25 protein-coding genes and 1 pseudogene are annotated in these 24,396 nt (G+C 50.4%); 16 read left to right on the top strand and 10 right to left on the bottom strand.

The genetic code is table 11. The features are described 5' to 3' along the window. A pseudogene (locus tag DT73_RS11940) lies at positions 1 to 261 on the bottom strand (fumarate hydratase); the annotation flags it as partial. Between the two features lie 307 nt (positions 262 to 568). Between DT73_RS11940 and manA the strand changes: the two are divergent. From manA to add, 4 genes are all read left to right on the top strand, one after another. Beyond that, the gene (gene manA, locus DT73_RS11935) at positions 569 to 1,747 is read left to right on the top strand and encodes a mannose-6-phosphate isomerase (RefSeq protein WP_036108693.1); all 1,179 of its coding nucleotides are present in this window, start codon (positions 569 to 571) and stop codon (positions 1,745 to 1,747) included. Positions 1,748 to 1,840: 93 nt separating this feature from the next. Further along, positions 1,841 to 3,376, top strand: a complete 1,536-nt coding sequence (locus DT73_RS11930) for a YdgA family protein (RefSeq protein WP_036108692.1) — start codon at positions 1,841 to 1,843, stop codon at positions 3,374 to 3,376. Positions 3,377 to 3,608: 232 nt separating this feature from the next. After that, positions 3,609 to 4,103: a GNAT family N-acetyltransferase gene (locus tag DT73_RS11925; protein WP_036108691.1), complete on the top strand. Its 495-nt coding sequence runs from the start codon at positions 3,609 to 3,611 to the stop codon at positions 4,101 to 4,103. Positions 4,104 to 4,210: 107 nt separating this feature from the next. Next, a complete protein-coding gene (gene add / locus DT73_RS11920; protein WP_036108834.1) occupies positions 4,211 to 5,212 on the top strand; it encodes an adenosine deaminase in 1,002 nt (333 codons plus the stop codon). Between the two features lie 14 nt (positions 5,213 to 5,226). On the opposite strand, the gene DT73_RS11915 is transcribed toward add, so the two are convergent. The 3 genes from DT73_RS11915 to DT73_RS26450 all read right to left on the bottom strand — a co-directional run bounded on the left by DT73_RS11915 (position 5,227) and on the right by DT73_RS26450 (position 7,937). Continuing rightward, complete coding sequence (locus DT73_RS11915) at positions 5,227 to 6,213, bottom strand: bile acid:sodium symporter family protein (protein WP_036108689.1); 987 nt, start codon at positions 6,211 to 6,213, stop codon at positions 5,227 to 5,229. 350 nt (positions 6,214 to 6,563) lie between these two features. Beyond that, positions 6,564 to 7,604 (bottom strand): oxidoreductase, encoded by a 1,041-nt coding sequence (locus tag DT73_RS11910; protein WP_036108687.1) that lies wholly within the window; start codon positions 7,602 to 7,604, stop codon positions 6,564 to 6,566. 171 nt (positions 7,605 to 7,775) lie between these two features. Continuing rightward, positions 7,776 to 7,937, bottom strand: a complete 162-nt coding sequence (locus tag DT73_RS26450) for a hypothetical protein (protein ID WP_160173966.1) — start codon at positions 7,935 to 7,937, stop codon at positions 7,776 to 7,778. A 179-nt stretch (positions 7,938 to 8,116) separates the two neighbouring features. On the opposite strand from DT73_RS26450, the gene DT73_RS11905 reads away from it, so the two are divergent. The 10 genes from DT73_RS11905 (at position 8,117) to gstA (ending at position 17,841) form a co-directional block, all read left to right on the top strand. Continuing rightward, complete coding sequence (locus DT73_RS11905; protein WP_036108684.1) at positions 8,117 to 8,557, top strand: DUF2569 domain-containing protein; 441 nt, start codon at positions 8,117 to 8,119, stop codon at positions 8,555 to 8,557. A gap of 74 nt (positions 8,558 to 8,631) precedes the next feature. Next, entirely contained in the window at positions 8,632 to 9,213 is a 582-nt protein-coding gene (gene rsxA / locus DT73_RS11900) for an electron transport complex subunit RsxA (RefSeq protein WP_036108832.1), read from the top strand. Further along, positions 9,213 to 9,788, top strand: a complete 576-nt coding sequence (gene rsxB, locus DT73_RS11895; RefSeq protein ID WP_036108682.1) for an electron transport complex subunit RsxB — start codon at positions 9,213 to 9,215, stop codon at positions 9,786 to 9,788. The genes rsxA and rsxB overlap by 1 nt, the downstream gene beginning before the upstream one ends. Beyond that, the gene (gene rsxC / locus DT73_RS11890) at positions 9,781 to 11,925 is read left to right on the top strand and encodes an electron transport complex subunit RsxC (protein WP_036108681.1); all 2,145 of its coding nucleotides are present in this window, start codon (positions 9,781 to 9,783) and stop codon (positions 11,923 to 11,925) included. Before rsxB ends, rsxC begins: the two co-directional genes overlap by 8 nt. Then, positions 11,926 to 12,975, top strand: coding sequence for an electron transport complex subunit RsxD (rsxD, locus tag DT73_RS11885; protein WP_036108678.1), 1,050 nt, complete (start codon positions 11,926 to 11,928; stop codon positions 12,973 to 12,975). 11 nt (positions 12,976 to 12,986) lie between these two features. Beyond that, positions 12,987 to 13,613, top strand: a complete 627-nt coding sequence (gene rsxG, locus DT73_RS11880; RefSeq protein WP_036108676.1) for an electron transport complex subunit RsxG — start codon at positions 12,987 to 12,989, stop codon at positions 13,611 to 13,613. Then, the gene (locus DT73_RS11875) at positions 13,610 to 14,299 is read left to right on the top strand and encodes an electron transport complex subunit E (RefSeq protein ID WP_036108675.1); all 690 of its coding nucleotides are present in this window, start codon (positions 13,610 to 13,612) and stop codon (positions 14,297 to 14,299) included. The genes rsxG and DT73_RS11875 overlap by 4 nt, the downstream gene beginning before the upstream one ends. Further along, positions 14,299 to 14,934, top strand: a complete 636-nt coding sequence (gene nth, locus DT73_RS11870; RefSeq protein ID WP_036108674.1) for an endonuclease III — start codon at positions 14,299 to 14,301, stop codon at positions 14,932 to 14,934. The genes DT73_RS11875 and nth overlap by 1 nt, the downstream gene beginning before the upstream one ends. A gap of 614 nt (positions 14,935 to 15,548) precedes the next feature. After that, positions 15,549 to 17,054 (top strand): dipeptide/tripeptide permease DtpA, encoded by a 1,506-nt coding sequence (dtpA, locus tag DT73_RS11865; protein WP_036108673.1) that lies wholly within the window; start codon positions 15,549 to 15,551, stop codon positions 17,052 to 17,054. A 181-nt stretch (positions 17,055 to 17,235) separates the two neighbouring features. Then, a complete protein-coding gene (gstA, locus tag DT73_RS11860; protein ID WP_036108672.1) occupies positions 17,236 to 17,841 on the top strand; it encodes a glutathione transferase GstA in 606 nt (201 codons plus the stop codon). 65 nt (positions 17,842 to 17,906) lie between these two features. Here the strand turns inward: gstA and pdxY are convergent, their stop codons facing one another. The 5 genes from pdxY to anmK all read right to left on the bottom strand — a co-directional run bounded on the left by pdxY (position 17,907) and on the right by anmK (position 22,509). Beyond that, entirely contained in the window at positions 17,907 to 18,767 is an 861-nt protein-coding gene (pdxY, locus tag DT73_RS11855) for a pyridoxal kinase PdxY (protein ID WP_036108671.1), read from the bottom strand. Between the two features lie 78 nt (positions 18,768 to 18,845). Then, positions 18,846 to 20,120, bottom strand: a complete 1,275-nt coding sequence (gene tyrS / locus DT73_RS11850) for a tyrosine--tRNA ligase (RefSeq protein WP_036108669.1) — start codon at positions 20,118 to 20,120, stop codon at positions 18,846 to 18,848. 147 nt (positions 20,121 to 20,267) lie between these two features. Then, on the bottom strand, positions 20,268 to 20,924 hold the full coding sequence (gene pdxH, locus DT73_RS11845; protein ID WP_036108667.1) for a pyridoxamine 5'-phosphate oxidase: 657 nt from the start codon (positions 20,922 to 20,924) through the stop codon (positions 20,268 to 20,270). A 56-nt stretch (positions 20,925 to 20,980) separates the two neighbouring features. Further along, positions 20,981 to 21,301, bottom strand: a complete 321-nt coding sequence (gene mliC, locus DT73_RS11840; RefSeq protein ID WP_036108665.1) for a C-type lysozyme inhibitor — start codon at positions 21,299 to 21,301, stop codon at positions 20,981 to 20,983. Between the two features lie 83 nt (positions 21,302 to 21,384). Further along, entirely contained in the window at positions 21,385 to 22,509 is a 1,125-nt protein-coding gene (gene anmK, locus DT73_RS11835) for an anhydro-N-acetylmuramic acid kinase (RefSeq protein WP_036108664.1), read from the bottom strand. Between the two features lie 261 nt (positions 22,510 to 22,770). Here anmK and slyB point away from each other — a divergent pair, with 261 nt between their 5' ends. Beyond that, complete coding sequence (gene slyB / locus DT73_RS11830; RefSeq protein WP_036108663.1) at positions 22,771 to 23,238, top strand: outer membrane lipoprotein SlyB; 468 nt, start codon at positions 22,771 to 22,773, stop codon at positions 23,236 to 23,238. A 307-nt stretch (positions 23,239 to 23,545) separates the two neighbouring features. Here the strand turns inward: slyB and slyA are convergent, their stop codons facing one another. Beyond that, positions 23,546 to 23,986, bottom strand: a complete 441-nt coding sequence (gene slyA, locus DT73_RS11825; protein WP_036108661.1) for a transcriptional regulator SlyA — start codon at positions 23,984 to 23,986, stop codon at positions 23,546 to 23,548. Positions 23,987 to 24,157: 171 nt separating this feature from the next. On the opposite strand from slyA, the gene DT73_RS11820 reads away from it, so the two are divergent. Continuing rightward, on the top strand, positions 24,158 to 24,394 hold the full coding sequence (locus tag DT73_RS11820; RefSeq protein ID WP_036108659.1) for a DUF1656 domain-containing protein: 237 nt from the start codon (positions 24,158 to 24,160) through the stop codon (positions 24,392 to 24,394). The last annotated feature ends 2 nt before the right edge of the window (positions 24,395 to 24,396 follow it).

The following is a 24,396-nucleotide window of genomic DNA, read 5'->3' as shown; positions in this document are numbered from 1 at the left end:
CGCCACATATTTGTCGTTTTCACTGGCCTGCGGGTCGCTGAGAATGGCGGCCACCTGTTTCTGGTGCGACGGGCGCAGCAGGAAAGCGGCATCGCGGAATGCGTGCTGAGCCAGCAGGGTCAGGGCTTTCGGGTCCACCTTCAGGACGCTTTCGCCCCCGAACTCACTGACAGAGACATGGTCTTTGGTTAACAGATAGTATTCGGTATCGTCTTTTGCTACAGGAAAAGGATTCTGATAGTAGAAGGGTTTAGTTGACATTGTTCTCTCACTCGCTAAATCCGTTGTATTGCATTCCAGCACTCCGCGCTACATCTGCATCTGCGCGGCAACCACAAAGTCACCGGTCAAGTGTACACATTTTTTTAACAAAAACTGAGATTAATACGACTTTTTGTCTGCGCAGTTACCCTGCCCGGCAGAAACTGCTTTAATAGCGGGAAGTTATTCTACCTCAATTGATTAGCACACTCGTTTTCCGTCACTTCGTGGCCTTACAGGGCACAAGTTGTGTGTCGGCGGGGTTATCTGATGCTGTGGTAATCTATTTTTATTACAGGGCCTGATTATGCAAAAACTCATCAATTCAGTGCAAAACTATGCATGGGGAAGTAAAACCGCATTAACCGAATTGTATGGTATCGCCAACCCGGAACAGCAACCGATGGCAGAGTTATGGATGGGAGCGCACCCTAAAAGCAGTTCATTTATTGAAACGCGTCAGGGTGAAAAACTGGCACTGCGCGATGTAATTGCCCAACAACCCGATACTCTCCTGGGCAAAGCTGTCTCACAACGTTTTGGTGAGCTGCCATATTTGTTCAAAGTACTGTGCGCCGCCCAGCCACTTTCGATTCAGGTACACCCGAATAAGCAGGCTTCTGAAGCCGGTTTCGCCCGTGAGAACACGGCAGGTATACCGCTGAGTGCACCGGAACGTAACTACAAAGATCCTAATCACAAACCGGAACTGGTGTTTGCACTGACGCCATTTCTTGCCATGAATGCCTTCCGTGAATTCAGCGACAGCGCAGCACTACTTGCGCCTCTGGCAGATGCACACCCGGCAATCGCGGCATTTTTGTCCAGCCCTGATGCCAGCCATATGCAAACACTGTTTGCCGCACTGTTAAGTATGCCGCAGCAGGAAAAACAGCATGCCCTCGCCCGCCTGAATGCCGTCCTTGAAGGGAAAAGCGGGCAACCCTGGGATACAATTCGCAAAATTGCCACCATCTACCCGGACGACAGTGGGTTATTTTCACCACTCCTGCTCAATGTGGTGGAACTGGCACCGGGCGAAGCAATGTTCTTGTTCGCCGAAACACCTCATGCCTACCTCGACGGTGTGGCTCTGGAGGTTATGGCGAACTCAGACAACGTACTGCGCGCCGGGCTGACACCTAAATACATTGATATTCCGGAGCTGGTAGCCAATGTCAAATTTGCACCCCGTGCAGCCAATTCACTGCTAACCCAGCCCGTTCATGAAGCAGACTCACTGGTATTCCCTATTCCGGTGGATGATTTTGCGTTTTCACTGCATAGCCTGGCAATGCAACCCCAGGTTTTAGATCAAAACAGCGCTGCGATTGTCTTTTGTGTGGAAGGCGAAGCCCGCCTGCAATCGGGTGATGAATCTCTGGTACTGAAACCAGGCGAATCCGCGTTTATTCCCGCCAATGAGCCGAATGTTGAGGTTACTGGCAGCGGGCGACTGGCGCGCGTATATAACAAACTTAACTAAGGTACTGATTTTTTACCTCAGGATTGATAAGCTTCGTAAATTGCTTATCTGGCCGGGCGCTCTGCCCGGCTAACTGCTAATAGGGATGGTTTAATGAAAAAATCGATGGTTGCAGCGGGTGTTATCGTCGCGCTGGGTGTGGTGTGGACAGGTGCATCCTGGTACACAGGAAAAATGATTGAAAGCCATATGGACGATGCCATCGCCCAGGTGAATGCACAACTCAAAAAAGTCGCGCCCCTTGCCGCGCTCACTGTCACCCCACGTGATTACCAACGTGGCGTTTTCTCAAGCCATGTTCAACTTGTCATTAAACCGCAGGCAGGTGAAAAATCTTCTCTTCTGCCTGAAGGGAAGGAAATCGTGCTGGACGAAACTGTGCGCCACGGGCCGTTCCCGGGAAGCATTGTGCCGTCTATGGCTTCGGTAAGCACCACTCTGGCCAATAACGACACCACCAAATCACTGTTTGCATTAACACAAGGCAAGTCTCCACTGGTCGTTGATACTCGCATCGGTTACAGCGGCGATACCGATTCAGGTATCACACTTGAAGCACTCAATTATGATAAAGCGCCGTACAAAGTTGCTTTTGCGGGTGGGAAATTTGATGTCAGTGTTGATAACCAGGGCGATAAAGTCTCCAGCAGTGGTGATTTGGGCAGTCTGAAGATTGACAGTGTCAATGAGTTTGACCAGAAAGTCGGCCTGGCTATCAGTGGTATCAGTGCCAGTGGTGAAACACACATCAGTTCGTTTGCTGAGCGCGTTGGTACGCAATCCCTGGAGGCTAAAGGTCTTACCCTGAGTGTGGAAGGCAAAGAAATGGCGCAACTGGGTGGGTTGAATATTGCCGCCAAATCTGAACCCGCGGCCGATGGTAAACACCTGGGTGGCCAGATTGATTACGCGCTGAATGACCTGAAAGTGCAAAACCAGAACCTGGGTAGCGGGCAACTTTCTGTTGCTGTCAGCAATCTGGACGGTGCTGCACTGCACCAGTTCCGCGAGCAGTATAATCAGCAGGTAGAAGCGTTAATGGCTCAGCCTGATGTAGCTGAGAACTCCGAGCTTTATCAGCAAAAACTGGTTGAAGTTCTGGCGTCTGGCCTGCCTGAATTGCTTAAAGGGGAACCCGCTATTCATATTTCACCATTGAGCTGGAAGAATGCCAAAGGTGAAAGCCGCTTTACGCTGAACCTTAACTTCAATGACCCGGCGAAAAGTGCCGAACCAAAAACACTCGACCAGGCAGCAGACCGCTACATCAAGCATCTGGACAGCAACCTGGTTATCCCGCTGGATATGGCAACTGAACTGATGACCCAGGTGGCTCGTATTGAAGGGTATCAGGATGACGCGGCAGCCAGGCTTGCAGAGCAACAGATCAAAGGTCTGGCTGCTATGGGGCAAATGTTCCGTATCACGACAGTAAAAGACAACAACATCACCACCAGCCTGGATTATGCAAATGGTGAAGTGACGTTGAACGGGCAAAAAATGCCACTGAGCGATTTTGTTGGCATGTTTGGCCTTGGTGGCGACATTATGCCGCCAGTGCCAGAAGACAACGCGGCACCCGCAACACCTGCCGCTCCTGCTCAGCCAGAAGCAGCCCCAGCGCAATAAGGCGGTTTTTTCTCTGTTTGCCAGCCTCAAGTCTGCGCATGAACGAGAGAATGTCACCGAATAAAAACCAGGGAAAATCAATTCATTGACTTTCCCCTGATAACTAAAAAGAAGGAAAACCACGTTTTTCCTTCTTTTTTATCAATCAGTAGCCGCTTTGTCTTTACCATTACCTTAAACCCGCTCCAGGAATGTACTCTGTACCAACACGCGCCATACGTAAGGAATGAGTATGCCTCACTACACCACACCCACACACCGGGTTATTCGCCCCTGGCGAAGTGAAGATATCCCCCGGTTATGGTCACTCACCTGGCATACCATCCACCGGGTTAATTGCCGGGATTACACCCCCGCGCAACTTGACGCCTGGGCACCAGCAGAGCCGGATCCGCACTGGTGGGAGAAACTTATTTTTGACCACAACCCATGGGTGGTGGAGGACACAAAAACGCAAACGCTCCTTGCCTGGGGGGATGTACAACCCTCGGGGTTGATTCACTGCTTCTTTTGCGACTACCGCTACCAACGCCAGGGTATTGGTCGTTTATTGCTGAACCACTTGTTACTGGTGGCGCAACAACAGTCGTTAGCACGAGTGTTTGTTGAAGCCAGTGAAACCGCCCGGCCTTTTTTTCTTGCCCAGGGGTTCCAGGTGGTGCATCCAATTCAGGCCGAATTACGCGGCCAGCAGTTCGCCATCTGGCTGATGGAAAAGTTTCTTTAATTGGTTATTCCCTGCCCGGCCAGCATGCGCAACACACAAGGTGACTTGCGCATACTGCCGGGTCTGGCTTTATAATGTTCTGCACTTTACCTGAAATGAGTGCGACCATGATTGATACCACCCTTCCGTTAACTGATCTGCACCGCCATCTTGACGGCAATATCCGCGCGAACACGATCCTGAGCCTTGGGCGTGAATTCAATATTGCCCTGCCAGCCCAAACACTCGATGCGCTGATCCCTCATGTGCAGGTCACATCAACTGAACCAGACCTGGTCAGTTTTCTGGCAAAGCTGGACTGGGGAGTCAAAGTTCTCGGGTCTCTGGAAGCATGCCGTCGCGTAGCCTGGGAAAATATGGAAGATGCCGCCCTCCAGGGGCTGGATTACGCAGAATTACGCTTTTCGCCGGGTTATATGGCGATGGCGCATAATCTCCCCATCGCGGGTGTTGTTGAAGCCGTTATCGATGGCGTACGCCAGGGGAGCAAAGACTTCGGGGTTGTTGCCAGGCTTACCGGTATTCTGAGCCGGACATTTGGTGAAGAGGCCTGCCAGAAAGAACTGGACGGGTTACTGGCTCATCGGGATGGCATTACTGCTCTGGATTTGGCTGGCGATGAACTGGGTTTCCCTGGAAGCCGTTTTCGTGAACACTTCCGTAAAGCCCGGGACGTGGGCTGGCGCATCACTGTCCATGCAGGGGAAGCGGCCGGGCCGGAGAGTATTTGGCAGGCTATTCAGGAACTGGGGGCTGAACGGATTGGCCACGGTGTTAAGGCTGTTGAAGACCCGGCATTAATGGATTACCTGGCAAAACACCGTATTGGTATTGAGTCCTGTATTACGTCGAATATCCAGACCAGTACCGTCAGCGCCATTGGCGTTCATCCGCTAAAAACATTCCTGAACCACGGCGTGCTGGCAACCATTAACTCAGATGACCCTGCGGTACAGGGGGTTGATATTCGCCACGAATATGAACATGCAGCGCCTGCAGCAGGTCTGTCTGTGGAACAAATTCGCCAGGCTCAGGTAAATGGGCTGGAAATTGCGTTCCTGTCACAAGAAGAAAAACAGGCGCTGCGCCTGAAAGCCAGCACCCGTTAACGCCTGTTACCCCGTTACCTGGGTGACGGGGTTTTCTTCAGCCTTCTCGCATAACGTTGTGCCAGCACAGCGCACACCATAAGCTGGATTTGGTGGAAGATCATTAGTGGCAGCACCATAATCCCGACAGTGCTCACCGGGAATAAAACATTTGCCATCGGGATACCATTCGCCAGGCTTTTCTTCGAACCACAGAAGACAATAGTAATTTCATCTTCAGTGTTAAAACCCAGTAAACGGGCCGCCCAGGTATTGATAACCAGCACGATAGTCAGCAACACAATTGAACAGGCCACTACCCACAACAGTGCCTCTGCATCAATTTGCTGCCAAATACCGCCTACCACCGCTTCACTGAATGCCACGTAGACAACCAACAGAATTGATGACCGGTCAGTAAGATTAATAAGCTTCTTATGCTTATCAACCCAGTGGCCAATAAGTGGGCGAGATAAATGCCCCACAACAAATGGCACCATCAACTGCATGATGATTTTACCAATCGCGTGCAGGGTATCTGTCGCCCCTTCCTGGGTGTTCATCAGCATGCCCACTAATACCGGCGAAAGGAAAATCCCCAGAATACTGGATGCCGATGCACTACATACCGCCGCGGCTACATTCCCACCCGCTACGGACGTGAAGGCAATAGCAGACTGCACTGTGGCTGGTAACGCACACAGGTACAGAAACCCCATGTAAAGCGGTTGGTTAAGAATACCGGGCTCCAGTACAGACATACCCAGCCCGAGAATAGGAAACAGTACGAAAGTGCTGAGAAAGACCACCAGATGTAAGCGCCAGTGCCCTGCTCCGGCAAGAATCGCAGCCCGGGATAACTTGGCTCCGTGCATAAAAAATAGTAACGCGATGGCTGCAGTAGTCAGGTACTCAAAACCTGTTTTTACATAGCCTTCACAAGGTAATACCGATGCGACAACCACCACACAGATCATCACCAGCAAAAATTTGTCAATTTTAAGGCGCTGGAACCAATCCATTCTTTTTCCTTGCAGATAAATAAGCCAGGTACATACCTGGCTGAATCTGATGACAAACCTCATGCCCGCACAGGACAAGAGGATATCACCTAATAAAAAACCAGGAAAATCAATTCATTGATTTTCGCCCGCTAACTAAAAAGAAGGAAAAACCACGCTTTTCCCTTCTTTTTCACCAATCTGAGCCAGGTACATGCCTGGCTACAACCAACAAACTCCACGTTAAAAGCCGATAACAGGTTAACGCTTGTCAAAAACGGGAAGGTGCTGAATATAAATTTTACCCATAAACAGAGTAAAGGCTTGCCGGAGCAAATCAGCAAGCCCCCTGTTGACACACTAACAGACGACTAAACCAGGCAAAGAGCCGTGCGGTGACGGGCGGATTCAATCCCCATCTCAATAAGCTCCATCACTTTGATAGCCTGACTTGCCGGTACCGGATTTTCACCTTTACCATTGAGTGCATCACGCACTGCAGCATAATAAGCAGGGTAGTTCCCGGGTACAGTCAGAACCGGTGTTTCATCTATGGTATCGCCATGAGCAACCGTCAGGACGCCATCACGCATGTCATACCCCCAGTCGTCCTGAGGAGGCCGTTGCCCTGCTTTTAAACGGTCTTCCTGCGGGTCTACACCATATTTCACATAACTACCGCGCGTACCGTGCACAATGTAGCGTGCCGTTTCTGCGGCGGCCAGCATGGTGCTGTGCAATACGACTTTATGTTGCGGCCAGGTAAGTACTGCATGGAAATAGTCAGTGGTTTGTGCTCCCGGGCGCAGTTGAGCAAGATCAACCTGAATGCTGACAGGCATGCCAAACAGCGCCAGCATCTGATCAAGCAAATGCGGCCCCAGATCATACCAGATCCCGGTACCTGCACCGGCCTGTTCACGCCAGCGGTTGCGCACCTGTGGGCGGAAGCGATCCATATGGGATTCAACATACACAACTTCACCCAACGAGCCTTCAGCCAGTAATGATTTAAGCGTCAGGAAATCGCTGTCCCAGCGGCGGTTATGAAAGACGGAGAGCAACAACCCGGTATGTTTTGCCAGTGCATCCAGCTCACGGGCTTCCGATAATGTCACTGTGAAAGGTTTGTCCACCACAACATGTTTGCCAGCCAAAAGCGCCGCTTTTGCCAACGGGAAATGGGTATCATTCGGCGTGGGGATAATTACCAGATCAATATCATCAGCGTTGATAACTGCTTCCGGAGTATCAGCCACAGTTACACCAGGCCAGTCCGCATGAACTTTACTGGCATCGCTGCTGGAGATTACCGCCAGTTCCATACCCGGTGTGCCTGCAACCAGCGGCGCGTGGAACGTTTTTGTCGCATAACCATAGCCTAAAATACCCACCCGAATAATGTCTTTCATTACACTCGTTCCTTAGTTCTTAATAACTGGTATGACGGCTCAGCCGAAAGCCAGGACAACAGCGGGTGAAGCTCCCCACCGTTCCCATAAGCATTGAGTGCAGCCATAGTTAACACAGCTTGCCATCAGATTAAACCATTGGCGCTGATTTGCGCGGATTACCCGCATTTTTTACCGCCAGGCAAAACAGAAACCACCATTATTCTGCTCAACCGGCACACGCCATGGCATCATGTAACGGTAGTTCACCGCCCCAATGTTAAACCGGTAAAGAATGCTCTGAATTTCCGCTAAATTCCCAGGCAGGCACCTTGTGGCAGTTGAAGCAGCCATGCCAGACTGGCCTGCTTCAGCATGCCTGCGGCAAAAACATGCCAGGCTCGCTCAGCACTGCACGGAAGTACGTTCTGTAACGTGTTGAATCTGGTATTCCCAGGTAAAATCCTTATAATTCCGCGCTGATTCGTATTCTTACAAGCTGTTTCTCTGGCTGGCCTGACACGGGGTAATTAATGAATAACGCAACAGCGTTACGAATTGGCGGGTGGTTACTGATACCACTGGCCTGGCTTTTGATGACACTATTGAGCACATCACTGGGTATTGTGATGTATATAATGGCACTCAGTATACCAGAGACACACCTTGCTCTGGCGGCGCAACTCCCACAAACAGTGGTGATGTGGTACCTCTCACTGGCCTTTACCGTAGCTATGTGGCTTTACAGTTTGTGGCTGGTTATCGCGTTTTTTAAACGCCGGAGCAAAGTACCGCGGCATTATATTTTATGGTTACTGGTTTGTGTTCTGCTGGCGGTAAAAGCCTTTGCATTTTCCCCAGTAACCGATGCAGTTGCCGTTCGCCAGTTATTATTACCGTTGCTGGCGGCAGCCATATTTGCGCCTTACTTCAGGAAATCGCAGCGGGTTAAACATACTTTTGTTAATAACTGATTGCAGAGCAGTACCTTACATTTATCACGCCCGGGTGCGCCGGGTGACCAATGGTGTTAGTTTCAGACCTGATTATGACTGATTATTTGTTGCTCTTTATTGGCACAGTGCTGGTTAATAACTATGTGCTGGTAAAATTTCTTGGCCTGTGCCCTTTCATGGGGGTGTCCAAAAAACTGGAGTCCGCCATTGGCATGGGGCTGGCGACAACATTCGTCATGACACTGGCGTCAATCAGTTCGTGGTTAATCGACAATTTAATCCTCATCCCTCTGGATTTAACCTGGCTACGCACCATGAGTTTTATTCTGGTGATTGCCGTTGTGGTTCAGTTCACTGAAATGGTGGTAAGAAAAACCAGCCCGGCTTTGTACCGGTTGCTGGGTATTTTTTTGCCACTTATTACCACTAACTGCGCGGTGCTGGCTGTGCCGTTACTGAGCGTGAACCTGAAGCAAAACTTTTTCCAGGCTGCTCTGTATGGGTTTTCTGCGGCGGTGGGTTTCTCCCTGGTTTTGGTATTATTCGCCGCCGTGCGTGAGCGCCTGGCGGTTGCTGATGTTCCCGCCCCTTTTCGTGGCAATGCCATTGCCTTGATTACGGCTGGGTTAATGTCCCTTGCCTTTATGGGCTTTAGCGGACTGGTGAAGTTTTGATGAGTATGATTTGGATAGCCATCATCCCGCTTGCGTTGCTCGGCCTGTTCTTTGGGCTGATTCTTGGCTACGCCTCGCGCCGCTTTAAAGTGGAAGATGATCCTATTGTCGATAGGATCGATGAAATATTGCCACAAAGCCAGTGCGGCCAGTGTGGCTACCCGGGTTGCCGCCCTTATGCTGAAGCGGTTGGTAAAAATGGTGAACACATAAACCGTTGTGCGCCAGGCGGCGAAGCTGTCATGCTAAAAATTGCTGGTTTGATGGGGGTTGACCCGCAACCAACCGAAGGCGGTGACGCCGCAGAGCCTGAACGGGTGCTGGCTGTTATCGATGAAGATAACTGCATTGGCTGCACCAAGTGCATTCAGGCCTGCCCGGTTGATGCGATTGTGGGAGCCACTCGTGCAATGCACACCGTAATCAGTGACCAGTGTACTGGCTGTAATTTATGTGTCGCCCCTTGCCCGACACAATGCATTACTCTGGTGCCTGTAAACCCGACTCCGTCAACCTGGAAATGGGATCTGCAAACTATCCCCGTGAAGATTATCCCTGTGGAAAACCATGCTTAAGTTTTTTTCAGCGTTTAAAAAAGACAGAATCTGGGACTTTCATGGCGGGATCCACCCTCCAGAGATGAAGCACCAGTCCAGTGGCACCCCTTTGCGGCAGGTACCGCTGGCCACGGATTATATTATCCCCGTCAGGCAACATATTGGCGATGAAGGTGAACTGTGCGTAAAACCCGGCGACTTTGTGTTGCGTGGGCAACCACTGACGCGTGGCTGGGGGAAAATGTTACCAGTACACGCTCCCACCTCCGGGACGATTACCGCAATCGCGCCTCATATTACTGCACACCCTTCCGGTTTGATGGAGCCTTGTGTTTTTCTCGCAGCAGACGGTAAAGACGAATGGTTCCCACGCGAGGGCTGGAGTGATTACCAGCAGCGTGATAAAGCGAGCCTGATAGAGCGAATTCAACAGTTTGGCATTGCCGGTTTGGGCGGCGCAGGTTTTCCTACTGGCGTGAAATTACGTGGTGGGGCTGACCGCATTGAGACGCTGATAATTAATGCGGCTGAATGTGAACCTTATATCACGGCAGATGACCGCTTAATGCAGGAGTGCGCAGCACAAATACTCGAAGGGATAAAAATCCTCGACCATATCCTTAATCCACGCCAGATTTTGATTGGTATTGAGGACAATAAACCTCAGGCAATTTCCATGCTCAAAGCGGTTTTGTGTAATGAACACAAGACGCAATTGCGGGTTATTCCCACAAAATACCCTTCCGGTGGAGCCAAACAGTTAACTCAGATCCTGACAGGCAAGCAGGTTCCACATGGTGGGCGTTCTGCCGATATCGGCGTATTAATGCAAAATGTCGGTACTGCTTATGCCATTAAGCGGGCAATTATTGATGGTGAACCACTCACAGAGCGTGTTGTGACTCTGACCGGGGAAGCGGTTGGCAAACCCGGTAACGTTTGGGCACGAATCGGTACTCCGGTACGCCATTTGCTTAATTTTGCAGACTTCCGCAGTAATGCGCAGCCCATGGTAATTATGGGCGGGCCATTAATGGGGTTTACACTGCCCTCACTCGATGTTCCTGCAGTTAAAATCACTAACTGCCTGCTGGCGCCTTCTGTGCAGGAAATGGAACCAGCACAAGAAGAGCAGCACTGTATTCGTTGCAGCGCCTGCGCCGAAGCATGCCCGGCGGACCTGTTACCCCAGCAGTTATACTGGTTCAGCTTAGGGCAGCAACATGATAAAGCCACGGCTCACCACCTGAATGATTGCATTGAATGCGGTGCCTGTGCCTGGGTATGCCCCAGCCAGATCCCGCTGGTGCAATATTTCCGTCAGGAAAAAGCAGAGATCAAGGCCATTGCCGACGAAACCCGCCGTGCGGCAGAGGCAAAAACCCGTTTTGAGGCGCGTCAGGCTCGCCTTGAGCGCGAAAAACAGGCGCGACAGGCTCGCCACCAACAGGCAGCGGTACAACCAGGCACAACACAAGACAAATCGGCAATTGAAGCTGCTTTGGCGCGAGTCAAAGAAAAACATACTGCCGCGACCAACACCGTTGTGATTCAGGCTGGCGCCCAGCCAGATAACCAGGCCGCAATTGCGGCCCGTGCTGCACGTAAAGCCGAAGCTCGCGCACGCCAACAAGAGAAAGCCGCATTACAAGTCACTGAGCAAGCCGTCACCAGCAGTAATACATACTCAGAAGACCCACGTAAAGCGGCGGTTGCGGCTGCACTGGCACGCGCGAAAGCACGCAAAGCACAGGCGGCGGGGAATACGGCACCGGAAGCAAGCGCCACGCCGGAGCCAGTCAGTGAACCAACTGCGGTGGACCCGCGTAAAGCTGCTGTAGAAGCAGCAATAGCCCGTGCCAAAGCACGCAAAACGCAGGCGGCTGGAGATACAGCGCCGGAAACCACTGCTACTCCGGAGCCAGTCAGTGAACCGGCCGCGGTGGACCCGCGCAAAGCCGCGGTAGAGGCAGCAATAGCCCGAGCCAAAGCACGCAAAGCGCAGGCGGCGGGAGATACAGCGCCGGAAACCACTGCTACTCCGGAGCCAGTCAGTGAACCGGCCGCGGTGGACCCGCGTAAAGCCGCTGTAGAAGCAGCAATAGCCCGTGCCAAAGCAAAACGTGCAGCGCAGTCTGCTGTCAGTGAGGAATAAATGGTTTTTCGTATTGCCAGTTCACCCTATACCCATAACCAACGCCAAACCAGCCGCATTATGCTGCTGGTTACTCTGGCGGCGGTTCCTGCCATTATTGTCCAGACTCTGTGGTTCGGGCCGGGGAGCCTAGTTCAGGTCATCCTCGGGTGCCTGGCGGCACTTGCCGGTGAAAGCGCCATACTCAAGTTGCGCAATAAATCGATGTCCGTACTGGGCGATAACTCGGCACTGCTCACAGGTTTGTTGCTTGGAGTCAGTATCCCTCCTTTGGCCCCCTGGTGGATGGTGATTGTTGGTACCTTATTTGCCGTTATTTTTGCCAAGCAACTGTATGGCGGGCTGGGCCATAATCCCTTTAACCCTGCGATGACCGGTTATGTAGTGTTACTTATTGCGTTTCCGGTATCCATGACATCCTGGTTACCTCCCGAGTCACTGGCAGCAACAGTGCCCGGTGTCAGTGACGTCCTGCATACCATTTTCACCGGTCATACACTGGCAGGTGACACCGTTACCCAGTTAAAAATGGGTATTGACGGCATCAGCCAGGCGACCCCTCTCGACACGTTTAAAACCGGTCTGCGTGCCGGGCATTCCGTTGCTGAGCTTAAACAGGCACCAGTTTATGGCGGCATACTTGCCGGTATTGGCTGGCAATGGGTTAACGTGGCATGGCTGGCAGGTGGTCTCTTCCTGTTAATGAAAGGGACAATACGCTGGCATATTCCGGTGAGTTTCCTGCTGACTTTATTGGTTTGCTCAACATTGGGCTGGTGGCTACTTCCCGAAACCTGTGCATCACCGGCGATTCACCTGTTTTCCGGGGCAACCATGATGGGCGCATTCTTTATCTTTACTGACCCGGTAACTGCATCCACCACACCAAAAGGCAGGCTGATTTTCGGTGCGCTGGCGGGGTTACTGGTTTGGCTGATTCGTTCATTTGGCGGCTACCCTGACGCTGTAGCTTTCGCAACTTTGCTGGCAAATATCACTGTACCACTGATTGATTACTTTACGCGCCCGCAAACTTATGGGCACCGCTAAGGAGACTCGTGATGCTGAACACAATGCGTAAACACGGTGTCACCCTGGCGCTGTTCGCGGCGGGTTTTACCGGCCTGGTTGCCGTAGTGAATACACTGACGCAACCAGTTATTGCTCATCAGGCTGTGTTGCAACAAAAGAAATTGTTCGACCAGGTTATCGCACCGGACAGCTATGATAATGCTATCCAGCAAGATTGCGTGGTTGCGAACAATACACCACTGGGTTCTGGTGCTCACGATATCTATATTGCCCGTAACCAGGGCAAACCGGTTGCTGTGGTTATGCAAACTACAGCACCTGATGGTTATGGCGGGGCTATTCAGTTGCTGGTTGCTACCGATTTCTCTGGCACCGTGTTAGGTACCCGGGTCACTGAGCAGCACGAGACACCGGGCCTTGGCGACAAAATTGATGTGCGGGTATCAAACTGGATACTGGGTTTTGCCGGTAAACAGGTAACCGGCCCCAACGATGCGGCGTGGGCCGTGAAAAAAGACGGTGGGCAATTTGACCAGTTCACTGGTGCGACCATTACTCCACGAGCAGTGGTTAACGCCGTTAAGCGTGCCGCATTGTTTGCCAAAACTCTGCCACCTGAACTGGCAACATTCCCCTCTTGTGGAGCATCTTCATGAGTGATGTAAAAACAATTTTTATCCAGGGGTTATGGAAAAATAACTCGGCTCTGGTGCAATTACTTGGCTTGTGCCCTCTGCTCGCTGTCACGTCCACTGCCACCAACGCGTTGGGGCTTGGTCTGGCAACCACACTGGTACTGGTGCTGACGAACACGGCTGTTTCATTACTGCGCCGCTTTGTACCCAGTGAAATCCGCATTCCGATTTACGTGCTGATCATTGCTTCCGTGGTAACCTCCGTTCAACTGTTAATCAATGCTTTTGCTTTCGGGCTTTACCAGTCTTTGGGGATCTTTATTCCGCTAATTGTCACAAACTGCATTGTCATTGGGCGCGCTGAAGCCTTTGCCTCCAGAAATCCGCCAGGCCTTGCAGCCATTGATGGTCTTGCCATTGGCATGGGAGCAACGTGCGCCATGTTTGTTTTGGGGGCAATGCGTGAAATTTTAGGCAACGGGACATTATTTGATGGTGCAGATATGCTGCTGGGAAGCTGGGCTAAGATTCTGCGTATCCAAATCTACCATACAGACACTCCCTTTTTACTCGCCATGTTGCCGCCAGGCGCCTTTTTTGGTCTGGGGTTAATGCTTGCCGCTAAATATGTGATTGATGAGCGTAGTAAACGCAGAGCTGCAACTCACGCCCGGGAAAACAATGTTCAGGGAGCAGAAAAAGCCTGATGAACAAAGAAAAGCGCATCAATATATTATCGCGCCTCAGAGAGAGTAACCCCCATCCAACAACGGAGTTACACTTCTCATCGCCTTTTGAGTTACTTATTTCTGTTCTGCTTTCCGCACAGGCAACTGATGTCAGCGTCAATAAGGCTACCGCTAAGCTATACCCGGTAGCCAACACACCAGCGTCCATTCTCGCGCTGGGGGTGGAAGGCGTGAAGTCATATATCAAGACAATCGGCCTGTTTAACAGTAAAGCTGAAAATGTGATTAAGACCTGCCGCATTTTGCTCGAAAAACATGGTGGCGAAGTACCTGAAGACCGGGCTGCACTGGAAGCATTACCTGGTGTTGGCAGGAAAACTGCGAATGTAGTGCTTAACACCGCTTTTGGCTGGCCTACCATCGCTGTGGATACACATATCTTCCGGGTGTGTAACCGAACGGGTTTTGCCCCGGGCAAGAATGTTGAGCAGGTAGAGGAAAAACTACTAAAAGTCGTCCCTGCCGAATTTAAAGTTGACTGCCACCACTGGTTAATATTGCACGGGCGTTACACCTGTGTAGCACGTAAACCCCGCTGTGGCTCCTGCCTGATTGAAGATCTTTGTGAGTACAAAGAGAAGACCGAAATCTGACCTGACAACATTGATATTCGTTTGCGCTACGCGCTGGCGCAAACGTTTACCTCCGTCACTAAAAAAACCTCATTCAGCAATATAAATGCTTTTCTTTGAAGATTTTAGCTACATAAAACATGCCATAAAGCAGCTCATGTGGTTAATTGTTTTTTTAAAATCCAAAATTTCTATAGATTTTTCATGTGCAGATTTACACAAGGATAAATGTTAAAATTTATCACACAAACTCTTCCCAACTTATGGTTTAATAAGGAAAAATCACCAGCATCAATCAATACAACCATCTAATATGCAAAATACAGTCATATCAACTGGATATAACCAAAAACTACAACACATAAATCTCTATATAATAAAAAACTCAGATTAGCGAAAGAAAAACCTCATATTTTTTAATCAGGCAAAATTTAAATCTGCATAACAATTCATCTACCCAGGCAATACTCCGCCTAAGGTAAATGTAAAAGAATATGACAAATAACTTGCCAGATGCTTCAGATTAGGGAAAAGTACCTGCCGTTTTCCCCTCCCATAACAAAATCAGAGTCGTCTTAAACGCCATCTGGTTGAATAACGCCCTGTTAGTACGGGATGTAAAATAAGAGGTATATGTGTCGACCGCAAACAATAAACCAGCAGAAAGCATTAGTCTGAATGCTTTCAAACAACCGAAATCGTTTTATCTCATATTCTCAATTGAATTATGGGAACGCTTTGGTTACTACGGCCTGCAAGGAATCATGGCTGTTTACCTGGTTAAACAACTGGGTATGTCTGAAGCGGATTCAATTACGCTCTTCTCTTCCTTCAGTGCACTTGTCTATGGGCTGGTTGCTATTGGCGGTTGGTTAGGCGATAAAGTACTGGGTACCAAACGCGTTATTATGCTGGGTGCGCTCGTTCTGGTCGTTGGCTATGCGTTAGTTGCCTGGTCCGGGCACAATGCCGCCATCGTCTACGCAGGTATGGCAACTATCGCTGTCGGTAATGGTTTGTTTAAAGCTAACCCGTCTGCTTTGCTGTCTACCTGTTACCCGAAAGATGACCCGCGTCTTGATGGCGCATTTACGATGTACTACATGTCCATCAACATTGGTTCATTCTTTTCCATGCTTGCCACTCCATGGCTGGCAGCAAAGTTCGGCTGGAGCATCGCATTTTCACTGAGTGTTGTGGGTATGCTGATTACCGTAGTGAACTTTGCGTTCTGTAAAAAATGGGTAAAAGATTTCGGTTCCAAACCGGATTTCGCACCGGTTGACCTGCGTAAACTGTTTGCCACCCTGGTCGGTGTTCTGGTTCTGGTTGCCCTTGCTACCTGGTTGCTGCATAACCAGCAAATCGCGCGTATTGCATTGGGCGTCATCGCTCTGGGTATCATCGCCATCTTTGCCAAAGAAGCCTCTGCCCTGCAAGGCGCGGCGCGCCGTAAAATGATTGTTGCCTTTCTGCTGATGCTGGAAGCCGTGGTCTTCTTTGTGCTTTACAGCCAGATGCCAACTTCGCTGAACTTTTTTGCTATCCGTAACGTTGAGCACAGTATTTTAGGTATCGCTTTCGAGCCAGAGCAATACCAGGCACTGAACCCGTTCTGGATTATGATTGGCAGCCCAATTCTTGCAGCGATTTACAACAAAATGGGCGACCGCCTGCCAATGCCAGTTAAGTTTGCGATTGGTATGGTTCTGTGCTCCGGCGCATTCCTTATCCTGCCGTTGGGTGCCAGCTTCGCGACCGATGCAGGCATCGTGTCTGTAAACTGGTTAATCGCCAGCTATGCACTGCAAAGTATTGGTGAACTGATGATCTCCGGCCTGGGCCTTGCAATGGTGGCACAATTAGTTCCACAGCGCCTGATGGGTTTCATCATGGGAAGCTGGTTCCTGACCACAGCTGGCGCGGCCATTATTGCCGGTAAAGTCGCCAACCTGATGGCTGTACCAGAGAATGTTACAAACCCGGTAGAATCTCTGCAGGTTTACGGTCATGTCTTCCTGCAAATTGGGATTACCACCGGCATCATTGCCCTGTTGATGCTGCTGACTGCGCCTAAATTAAACCGCATGACGCAGGATGACGATAAAAAAGCCAGCGCACCGCAAACCGCGACTGCCTGATTTTTCTGGGGAAACAGCGTTATCGCCACTGTACTCAGGTACAGTGGCGAGTAGCCACTCATCGGACCTTGTGATTACCGCGTTTATCTGCTCTCTTTCTGCTTTTCTTTCTCTGCCTTGCCAACTACCATCCTTCTAAGCGATTTCTAACTACCAGGCGCTTACACAAGGAGTCTTACCAATGAAATTGTTTTATAAAGCAGGCGCATGCTCACTGTCGCCGCATATTGTTCTGCGTGAAAGCGGGCTTGATTTCACCTTGTCACAGGTGAACCTGCAGGAAAAGTCCACTGAAAGTGGTGAAGATTTCTGGTCTATTAACCCCACCGGGCAGGTTCCGGCACTGCTGTTAGATAACGATACATTACTGACAGAAGGTGCAGTTATTGTGCAATATATTGCGGACCAGGTACCAGACCGCCAGCTTCTCCCACCAGTTGGCACTCTGTCACGCTACCAGGCGCTATCCTGGCTTAACTTTATCGCTACGGAGTTACACAAAGGGTTCACGCCTTTGTTTTCATCCGAAACACCTGATTCATACAAAGCTTCCTGTATCGCCAAACTGTTGAAAAAGATGGGGTTGGTTAACGACGCACTTAGTGATAAACCATGGCTAATGGGGCAGCGCTTTAGCGTAGCTGACGCTTATTTGTTTACTGTGCTCAACTGGGGATATGCGCTGTCACTGGATATGAACCAGTTCGAACATATTAATGCGTTTATGGAAAGGATGCGTGCCCGCCCGGCTGTTATAGCGGCACTGAAAGCTGAAGGGCTCATATAATTGCTCCATCCCTGGAGCTTACAGTACTGCTGGCAGCACCGTATCAATAATTTTCTTGCGGGCAGTCAAAGCTGTTTGCTATGAAACCACTGCTCAGGGCGGGCTATTTCGTCTTGGGCAGCAACAACTTGCAGCTCATACTCACCCATTTGTTTTGTGGTTTGCATGATGGCATACACCGCAGCAGTAACATGTTCCAGCGCATCCTGGACTGTTGCCCCTTGCAGCAATTTCACCAACAGCAAACCGCTGGTTACATCACCTACGCCCACGGGCTGGCGCGCACCAAAATCAACCAGCGGGCGGCTGATATGCCAGGCCGCATCATTGGTTACCAGCAGCATTTCAAAACAGTCCGGGTTATAACCGGCTCGTGCCAAATGTTTCACCAGGACGATTTCCGGCCCTTTGGCAATCAGTTCACGCGCGGTACTGACAGCTTCGGCAACATTACTGACGGAGTGGCCGCTGAGCATTTCCAGCTCCAGCAGGTTCGGCGCAATAATATCTGCCGCAGGCAACGCACTGCGGGCATGAAATTCCGCCACACCAGGCGCTACAATGCAGCCTTTTTCCGGGTGGCCCATAACCGGGTCACAGAAATAACGGGCTGAAGGGTTAGCCTGCTTTACCTGTTCCACAATACGTAAAATGTGTTGCCCCTGCTCTGCCGAGCCAAGGTAGCCGCTCAGGACAGCATCACAACGTGCTAATTCGCCAATGTCCGCAATGCCCTGCACAATATCGGTTAAATGCGACGGCGTCATGATGATGCCAGTCCATTTGCCATATTGCGTATGGTTGGAAAACTGAACGGTATTCAGCGGCCAGACATTGGCGCCAAGACGTCGCATCGGAAATTCAGCCGCACTGTTCCCCGCGTGGCCAAAAACCACGTGTGATTGTATAGCGAGGATATTTTTCATGACTAACCTGGTGATGAGTGTAGTGAGTGTTGTTGAGAAAAAATAAAGGCGTGGTTTTCCACGCCTTGTGATTATTAATTATTTCCAGCAAACGAGGCAGTAGTTTTTCTTACCACGGCGTAACAGGGTGTAACGGCCAAACAGGTAGTCTGCGTCAGTAAAGCTGTACTCCGCATCGCTCTGTTTTTGCCCATTAACAGAAACTGCGTTGGACGCGATGGTTTTACGCGCCTGACCACGAGAAGGTTGCAGTTCACTGTCTACCAGAGCCTGCTGGAGATCCGCCCCTTTATCCAGTTCAACCATCGGCACGCCGTCTTGCGCCAGTTGTGCAAAGTCATTCTCAGTCAGATCTTCCAGGTGGCCATTGAACAGGCTTTCAGTAATACGTTTTGCCGCAGCCAGCCCTTCGTCACCATGTACCAGGCGAGTAACCTGTTCTGCCAGCACGTACTGTGCTCGCGGTGCAGTGCCACTGTTTTTGTCTTCTTCTTCCAGTGCATTGATTTCTTCAAGGCTCATGAAAGTAAAGAACTTCAGGAAGCGGTAAACATCCGCATCGGCGGTATTAATCCAGAACTGGTAGAATTTGTACGGGCTGGTTTTCTTCGGATCAAGCCACACCGCACCACCTTCTGTTTTACCAAATTTAGTGCCGTCTGCTTTAGTAATCAACGGTACCGTCAGGCCAAATACCTGTTTCTGGTGAAGACGGCGGGTTAAATCGATACCCGATGTAATGTTTCCCCACTGATCCGAACCACCAATTTGCAGTTCAACACCGTGTAAATCATTCAGGCAGGCAAAATCATAGCCCTGCAGCAGGTTATAGGAGAATTCAGTAAAGGAGATACCGACATCGTCACGGTTAAGGCGTTGTTTCACCGCTTCTTTGTTAATCATCTGGTTAACAGAAAAGTGCTTGCCGATATCGCGCAGGAAAGTCAGCACGTTCATGCTGCCAAACCAGTCGTAGTTATTTGCAGCAATAGCGGCGTTGTCACCACAGTTAAAATCAAGGAATGGCGCTACCTGGCGGCGAATCTTATCCACCCACTCCTGAACGGTTTCTGTGGTATTGAGCTTACGTTCTGTTGCTTTAAAACTGGGATCGCCAATCAGCCCGGTAGCGCCACCAACCAGTGCAACCGGTTTGTGGCCTGCTTCCTGAAAACGCTTCAGGCACAACAATGGAACCAGATGGCCCAAATGCAAGCTGTCGGCAGTCGGATCAAAGCCGCAATAGAGTGCGATTGGCCCCTGCGCCAGTCGTTCCACCAGCGCGTCTGCATCCGTCACCTGAGCAATAAGCCCACGCTCTTGCAATTGTTTAATCAAGTTGCTGCTTGCCATCAAATTCTCCATGTTTTATACGATTGCACCTTTACCGGCACACAAGTCTGTTGCGCGCACTGGCGCTGAGACATTAAAAGTCAGGGAGGCAATAGAATAAAGCGCTGGCCTGCATTGCGCCAGCGCTAACGTGACTATTTCCGGTGATTAAGGTGCCAGGCGGTCGATTTTCCAGGTATCCGCATCGCGCTGGTATAAAAAACGGTCATGCAGGCGGTGTTCTCCACCCTGCCAGAATTCCATTTGCTCAACACTCACCCGGAATCCCCCCCAGAAACTGGGCAGCGGAATTTCTCCGGCCTGGAACTTCTGTTTTATCTCCAGGAATTTACTTTCCAGGATATTACGCGCACTGATGCGCGAAGACTGCCGGGAAACCCAGGCGCCAATCTGGCTGTCGCGCGGGCGGCTGTGAAAATACTTCATTACATCCACAGTGGACAGGCGCTCAGCTTTACCCGTCACAGCGACCTGGCGGTCAAGCATATGCCAGGGGAACAATAAACTGATACGTGGGTTATGCTCCAGATGAGCGGCCTTACGGCTGCCCAGGTTGGTGTAAAACACCATGCCCCGGGAGTCGAAATGCTTGAGCAGAACAATACGCTGCCAGGGTTGCTGGTTCTCATCCACAGTGGCGACAACCATTGCCGTTGGGTCTGCAAGGCGTGCATCACACGCCTGTCCAAGCCAGCGTTCAAATAAAGTCAGCGGGTCGTCGGTCAGGTCTTTACGGCGTAACCCGCCTCGGGTGTATTCACGGCGCAGACTGGCAATCTGCTGTAAGGATTCGTTGTCAGACATAGCAGGTATTCAGAAATCAACAGGTTGGTCTATTCTGCGCCCCACATCGTTAAATCTCAATCCTTGTTGCTCACTAACTGGCAGTTGTGTAACACCACTGTATCCCGGCGGTATACTGTTGCTTTATCACCCTTAGACCAGAAGACGTATATGCCATCTGTATACCGGGCTCCTGAAGCAGACAAGCCTTGTTGCAGGTGCAATAGTTTATTGTCCAGCACAAAACTGGCAGACTGCCTTTGCTGGTTGATATCAACGGCGAGAGGTTTTTCATCACACTGGTAGTTAAGGGTATCGGTGTGAATTTCATCGATAAGGTGTTGGTAAGTGGTACAGCCGCTCAATAAGAGCGGGAGAATAAGCAGGCTTTTTTTCATAATGCAGTCCATCCGCAAACAAGCGGAGCCACAATCACTCCGTTTGTTTGAGTCTAGCCTGTTTAGCAAGCCATCCCTGTCAGTTAACTCTGATTTATCCTGTTATTAGCCGGATAAATCGCACCAAGGATAGTTTCCTCCCGCGCGCCAGTCACCGAAGGCATATTGCCTGGTAACCCGGCAATAGTGCGGGCGGCAAGCCAGGCAAATGCCAGTGCTTCCATATCATCGCCACTGATCCCGGCGTTGTCTGTTGTTCCCACTTCCGTACCTGGCAATAACGCAGCCAGCCGGGCCATCAGCAGCGGGTTGCGGCTGCCACCACCACAGACTAACAGCCGCTCACAACCACCACTCAACTGAATTTGCTCAGCCACAGTCGCGGCCGTAAGCTCCAGTAAGGTCGCCTGGATATCTTCGGCAGGTAACACAGGGAAAGCCGCCAGATGCCGTTCCAGCCAGCCGAGGTTAAAGTATTCACGGCCAGTGCTTTTAGGTGACGGCAACCCAAAGTACGGGTCACTTTGCATTTGTTGTAGCAACGGTACTACGACCTGGCCTTTGCGAGCCCACACGGCGTCTTTATCGAAAGGTTTGCCTTTGTTACGCCAAATCCACGCATCCATTAACATGTTTCCCGGGCCTGTATCGTAGCCCCGGACAGGTAAACCTGGCGTCAGGATAGTCATATTGGCAATGCCGCCAACATTCAACACAACACGGCGCTCAACCGGGTGGGATAACAATGCGGCATGAAAAGCAGGCACCAGCGGAGCCCCTTGCCCACCAACAGCGATATCCCGGCGGCGGAAGTCGCCAACGACAGTCACACCAGTGCGCGCCGCAATAATATTATTATCGCCTATCTGCAAAGTATGAGGGGTATCACCCAACGGCTCGTGCCACACTGTTTGGCCGTGGCAGCCTATTGCCACGATGTCTTTCGCCTGCACACCTTCGTTATGCATTAAAGCGAGAATGGCCTCAGCGAACAGTTGCCCAAGACGGGAATCGAGTTGCCCCAGTGCCGAAAGTGTTAATGCCTGCCCCTGGCAGATATCCAGCACCGCCTGTTTTATTTCCAGAGGGATAGGCCAGGTGATACTGGCTTGTTGTGCCACCATATGGCTGTCTATCGCCACCAGCACCACATCCACACCATCCAGACTGGTCCCGGACATTACGCCGATGTATCGCCCCGATCTCATATACCGTCCTTTGTCATTATTTTACATTAACAATTGCACCACATATCCCCGGGTATTGCCATGAAAGCGTAATATTTTCTAACAACTCGCTACAGCCGTTCTCCACCTCTCTGACGTATGTTGACGTCCGGTTCAAACATGGACTTTTATTATTTTGAGCATGTTTCCTGGCGACGGCATTAAATTCGTCCCTTTATTACCGTATAATTTATCCAGGATGATGCCCTGTCCGGGCATTACCAGGAAAAAGGAGAGTCATAGATGATTTCACGTGTGCTGGTTATTTCTTTCGTCGGGCTTACGCTGGCGGGCTGTGTTAACAATGATACCTTGTCAGGGGATGTATACAGCGCGTCTGAAGCTAAGCAAGTACAAAGCGTGACCTATGGTACCCTGGTGTCCGTTCGTCCGGTTCAGATTCAGGGCGGTGACGACAGCAACGTTATTGGCGCAATTGGCGGTGCTGTGTTAGGCGGATTTTTGGGTAATACAGTTGGCGGCGGTACTGGTCGTTCTCTGGCTACAGCCGCAGGTGCCGTTGCCGGTGGTGTAGCAGGCCAGAGCGTTCAGGGCGCCATGAACAAAACTCAGGGGGTAGAACTGGTTATTCGTAAAGATGACGGGAATACCATCCAGGTTGTTCAGAAACAGGGTGATACCCGTTTCTCTGCGGGTCAGCGTGTGAAAATGGCCACTAATGGCCGCCAAATCACCGTTTCGCCAAACTAATACGTTAAGTGGTGGTCTGTTCAGGCCACTTCAGACTGATGATCTGTATCATTTATCACACTCACTTTTGAGTATGATACAGATCATCGCATAAATGTGGGGAGCACGAACTCAGTGGTGGCCCGTGCCACGGCAGAAAAGCATTTCCCTTCTTTCACGCAGAAACACTTTTGTGAACGAGCAGGTGCTCAAACTGGCCACAGCACTCGAGCAAAGTCACTATTGCGGCTTATGGCCTGTATCATCATCATTCTGAGCTATTTTTAATTTTTCTTTGTTCTTCTGGCTATTACCCCGTTTAAATCATTTATTCTTTTGCTTGTAAATCAAGAATATTTCGTTCCAGCCGACCAATAAGACTAATCAGGGTATCAATTTCCTGCTGGCTGACTCCGCCTAAAATTTCGCCGCGAGTACGGCTAATCACCTGTTCCATTTGTTCGATAATCGGTTGTGCTTTATCTGTGAGCTTAATACGTTTGGCACGGCGGTCATTAGCACAAGTATGGCGTGAGATAAGGCCTTTTTGCTCAAGCTGGTCGAGAGTACGAACCAGTGAAGGCTGTTCAATCCCGATAGCCTTGGCCAACTGTATTTGTGATTGTTCCGGCGGAAGCTGGTGAATATTATGCAAAGTAACCCAATGCGTTTGCGTTAATTCCAGTGGTTTCAGGCGCAGATCAATCAGAGCACGCCATACGCGCACCAAACGAGCAAGGTCAGATCCGAGTGGTGATTCCAATTTCATCTCCTTATAATTAGCTTGCTAAGTTATTATACTTGTTACAGACTAGTTTGCAGACGTTCAGATTTCAATACAAACCCTTAGTTTTAGTGAAGTTAAACAAGTATCGTTACTTTATTCTACATAGTTGTGGAATGAATGGCAGTCATCAGCATGGTTTAAAGGGATATTCCTGTGAATTTTTTTGCCTTCTCGTCTGGCCTGGTTTCCCGGGACCTGGTTGCCGGGTCGTCGGTCTACTTTCCTCCGTTATTTAAAGCAGTACTTATCGGTTTTTTTATTTGGCTAATTTTACACCGAATACTCCGGGACTGGATGTACTCAGGTGACATCTGGCACCCCACGCTTATGGACCTTTCCCTTTTTGCCCTGTGTGTCAGCAGCGGTATGTTAATGCTGGCATTGGGATAACA

This window comes from Mangrovibacter sp. MFB070, from assembly GCF_000705335.1.
GTDB classification, from domain to species: Bacteria; Pseudomonadota; Gammaproteobacteria; order Enterobacterales; family Enterobacteriaceae; genus Mangrovibacter; species Mangrovibacter plantisponsor.
The sequence above is the reverse complement of the archived record's forward strand: the minus strand, read 5'-3'. Positions and strand labels throughout refer to the sequence as shown.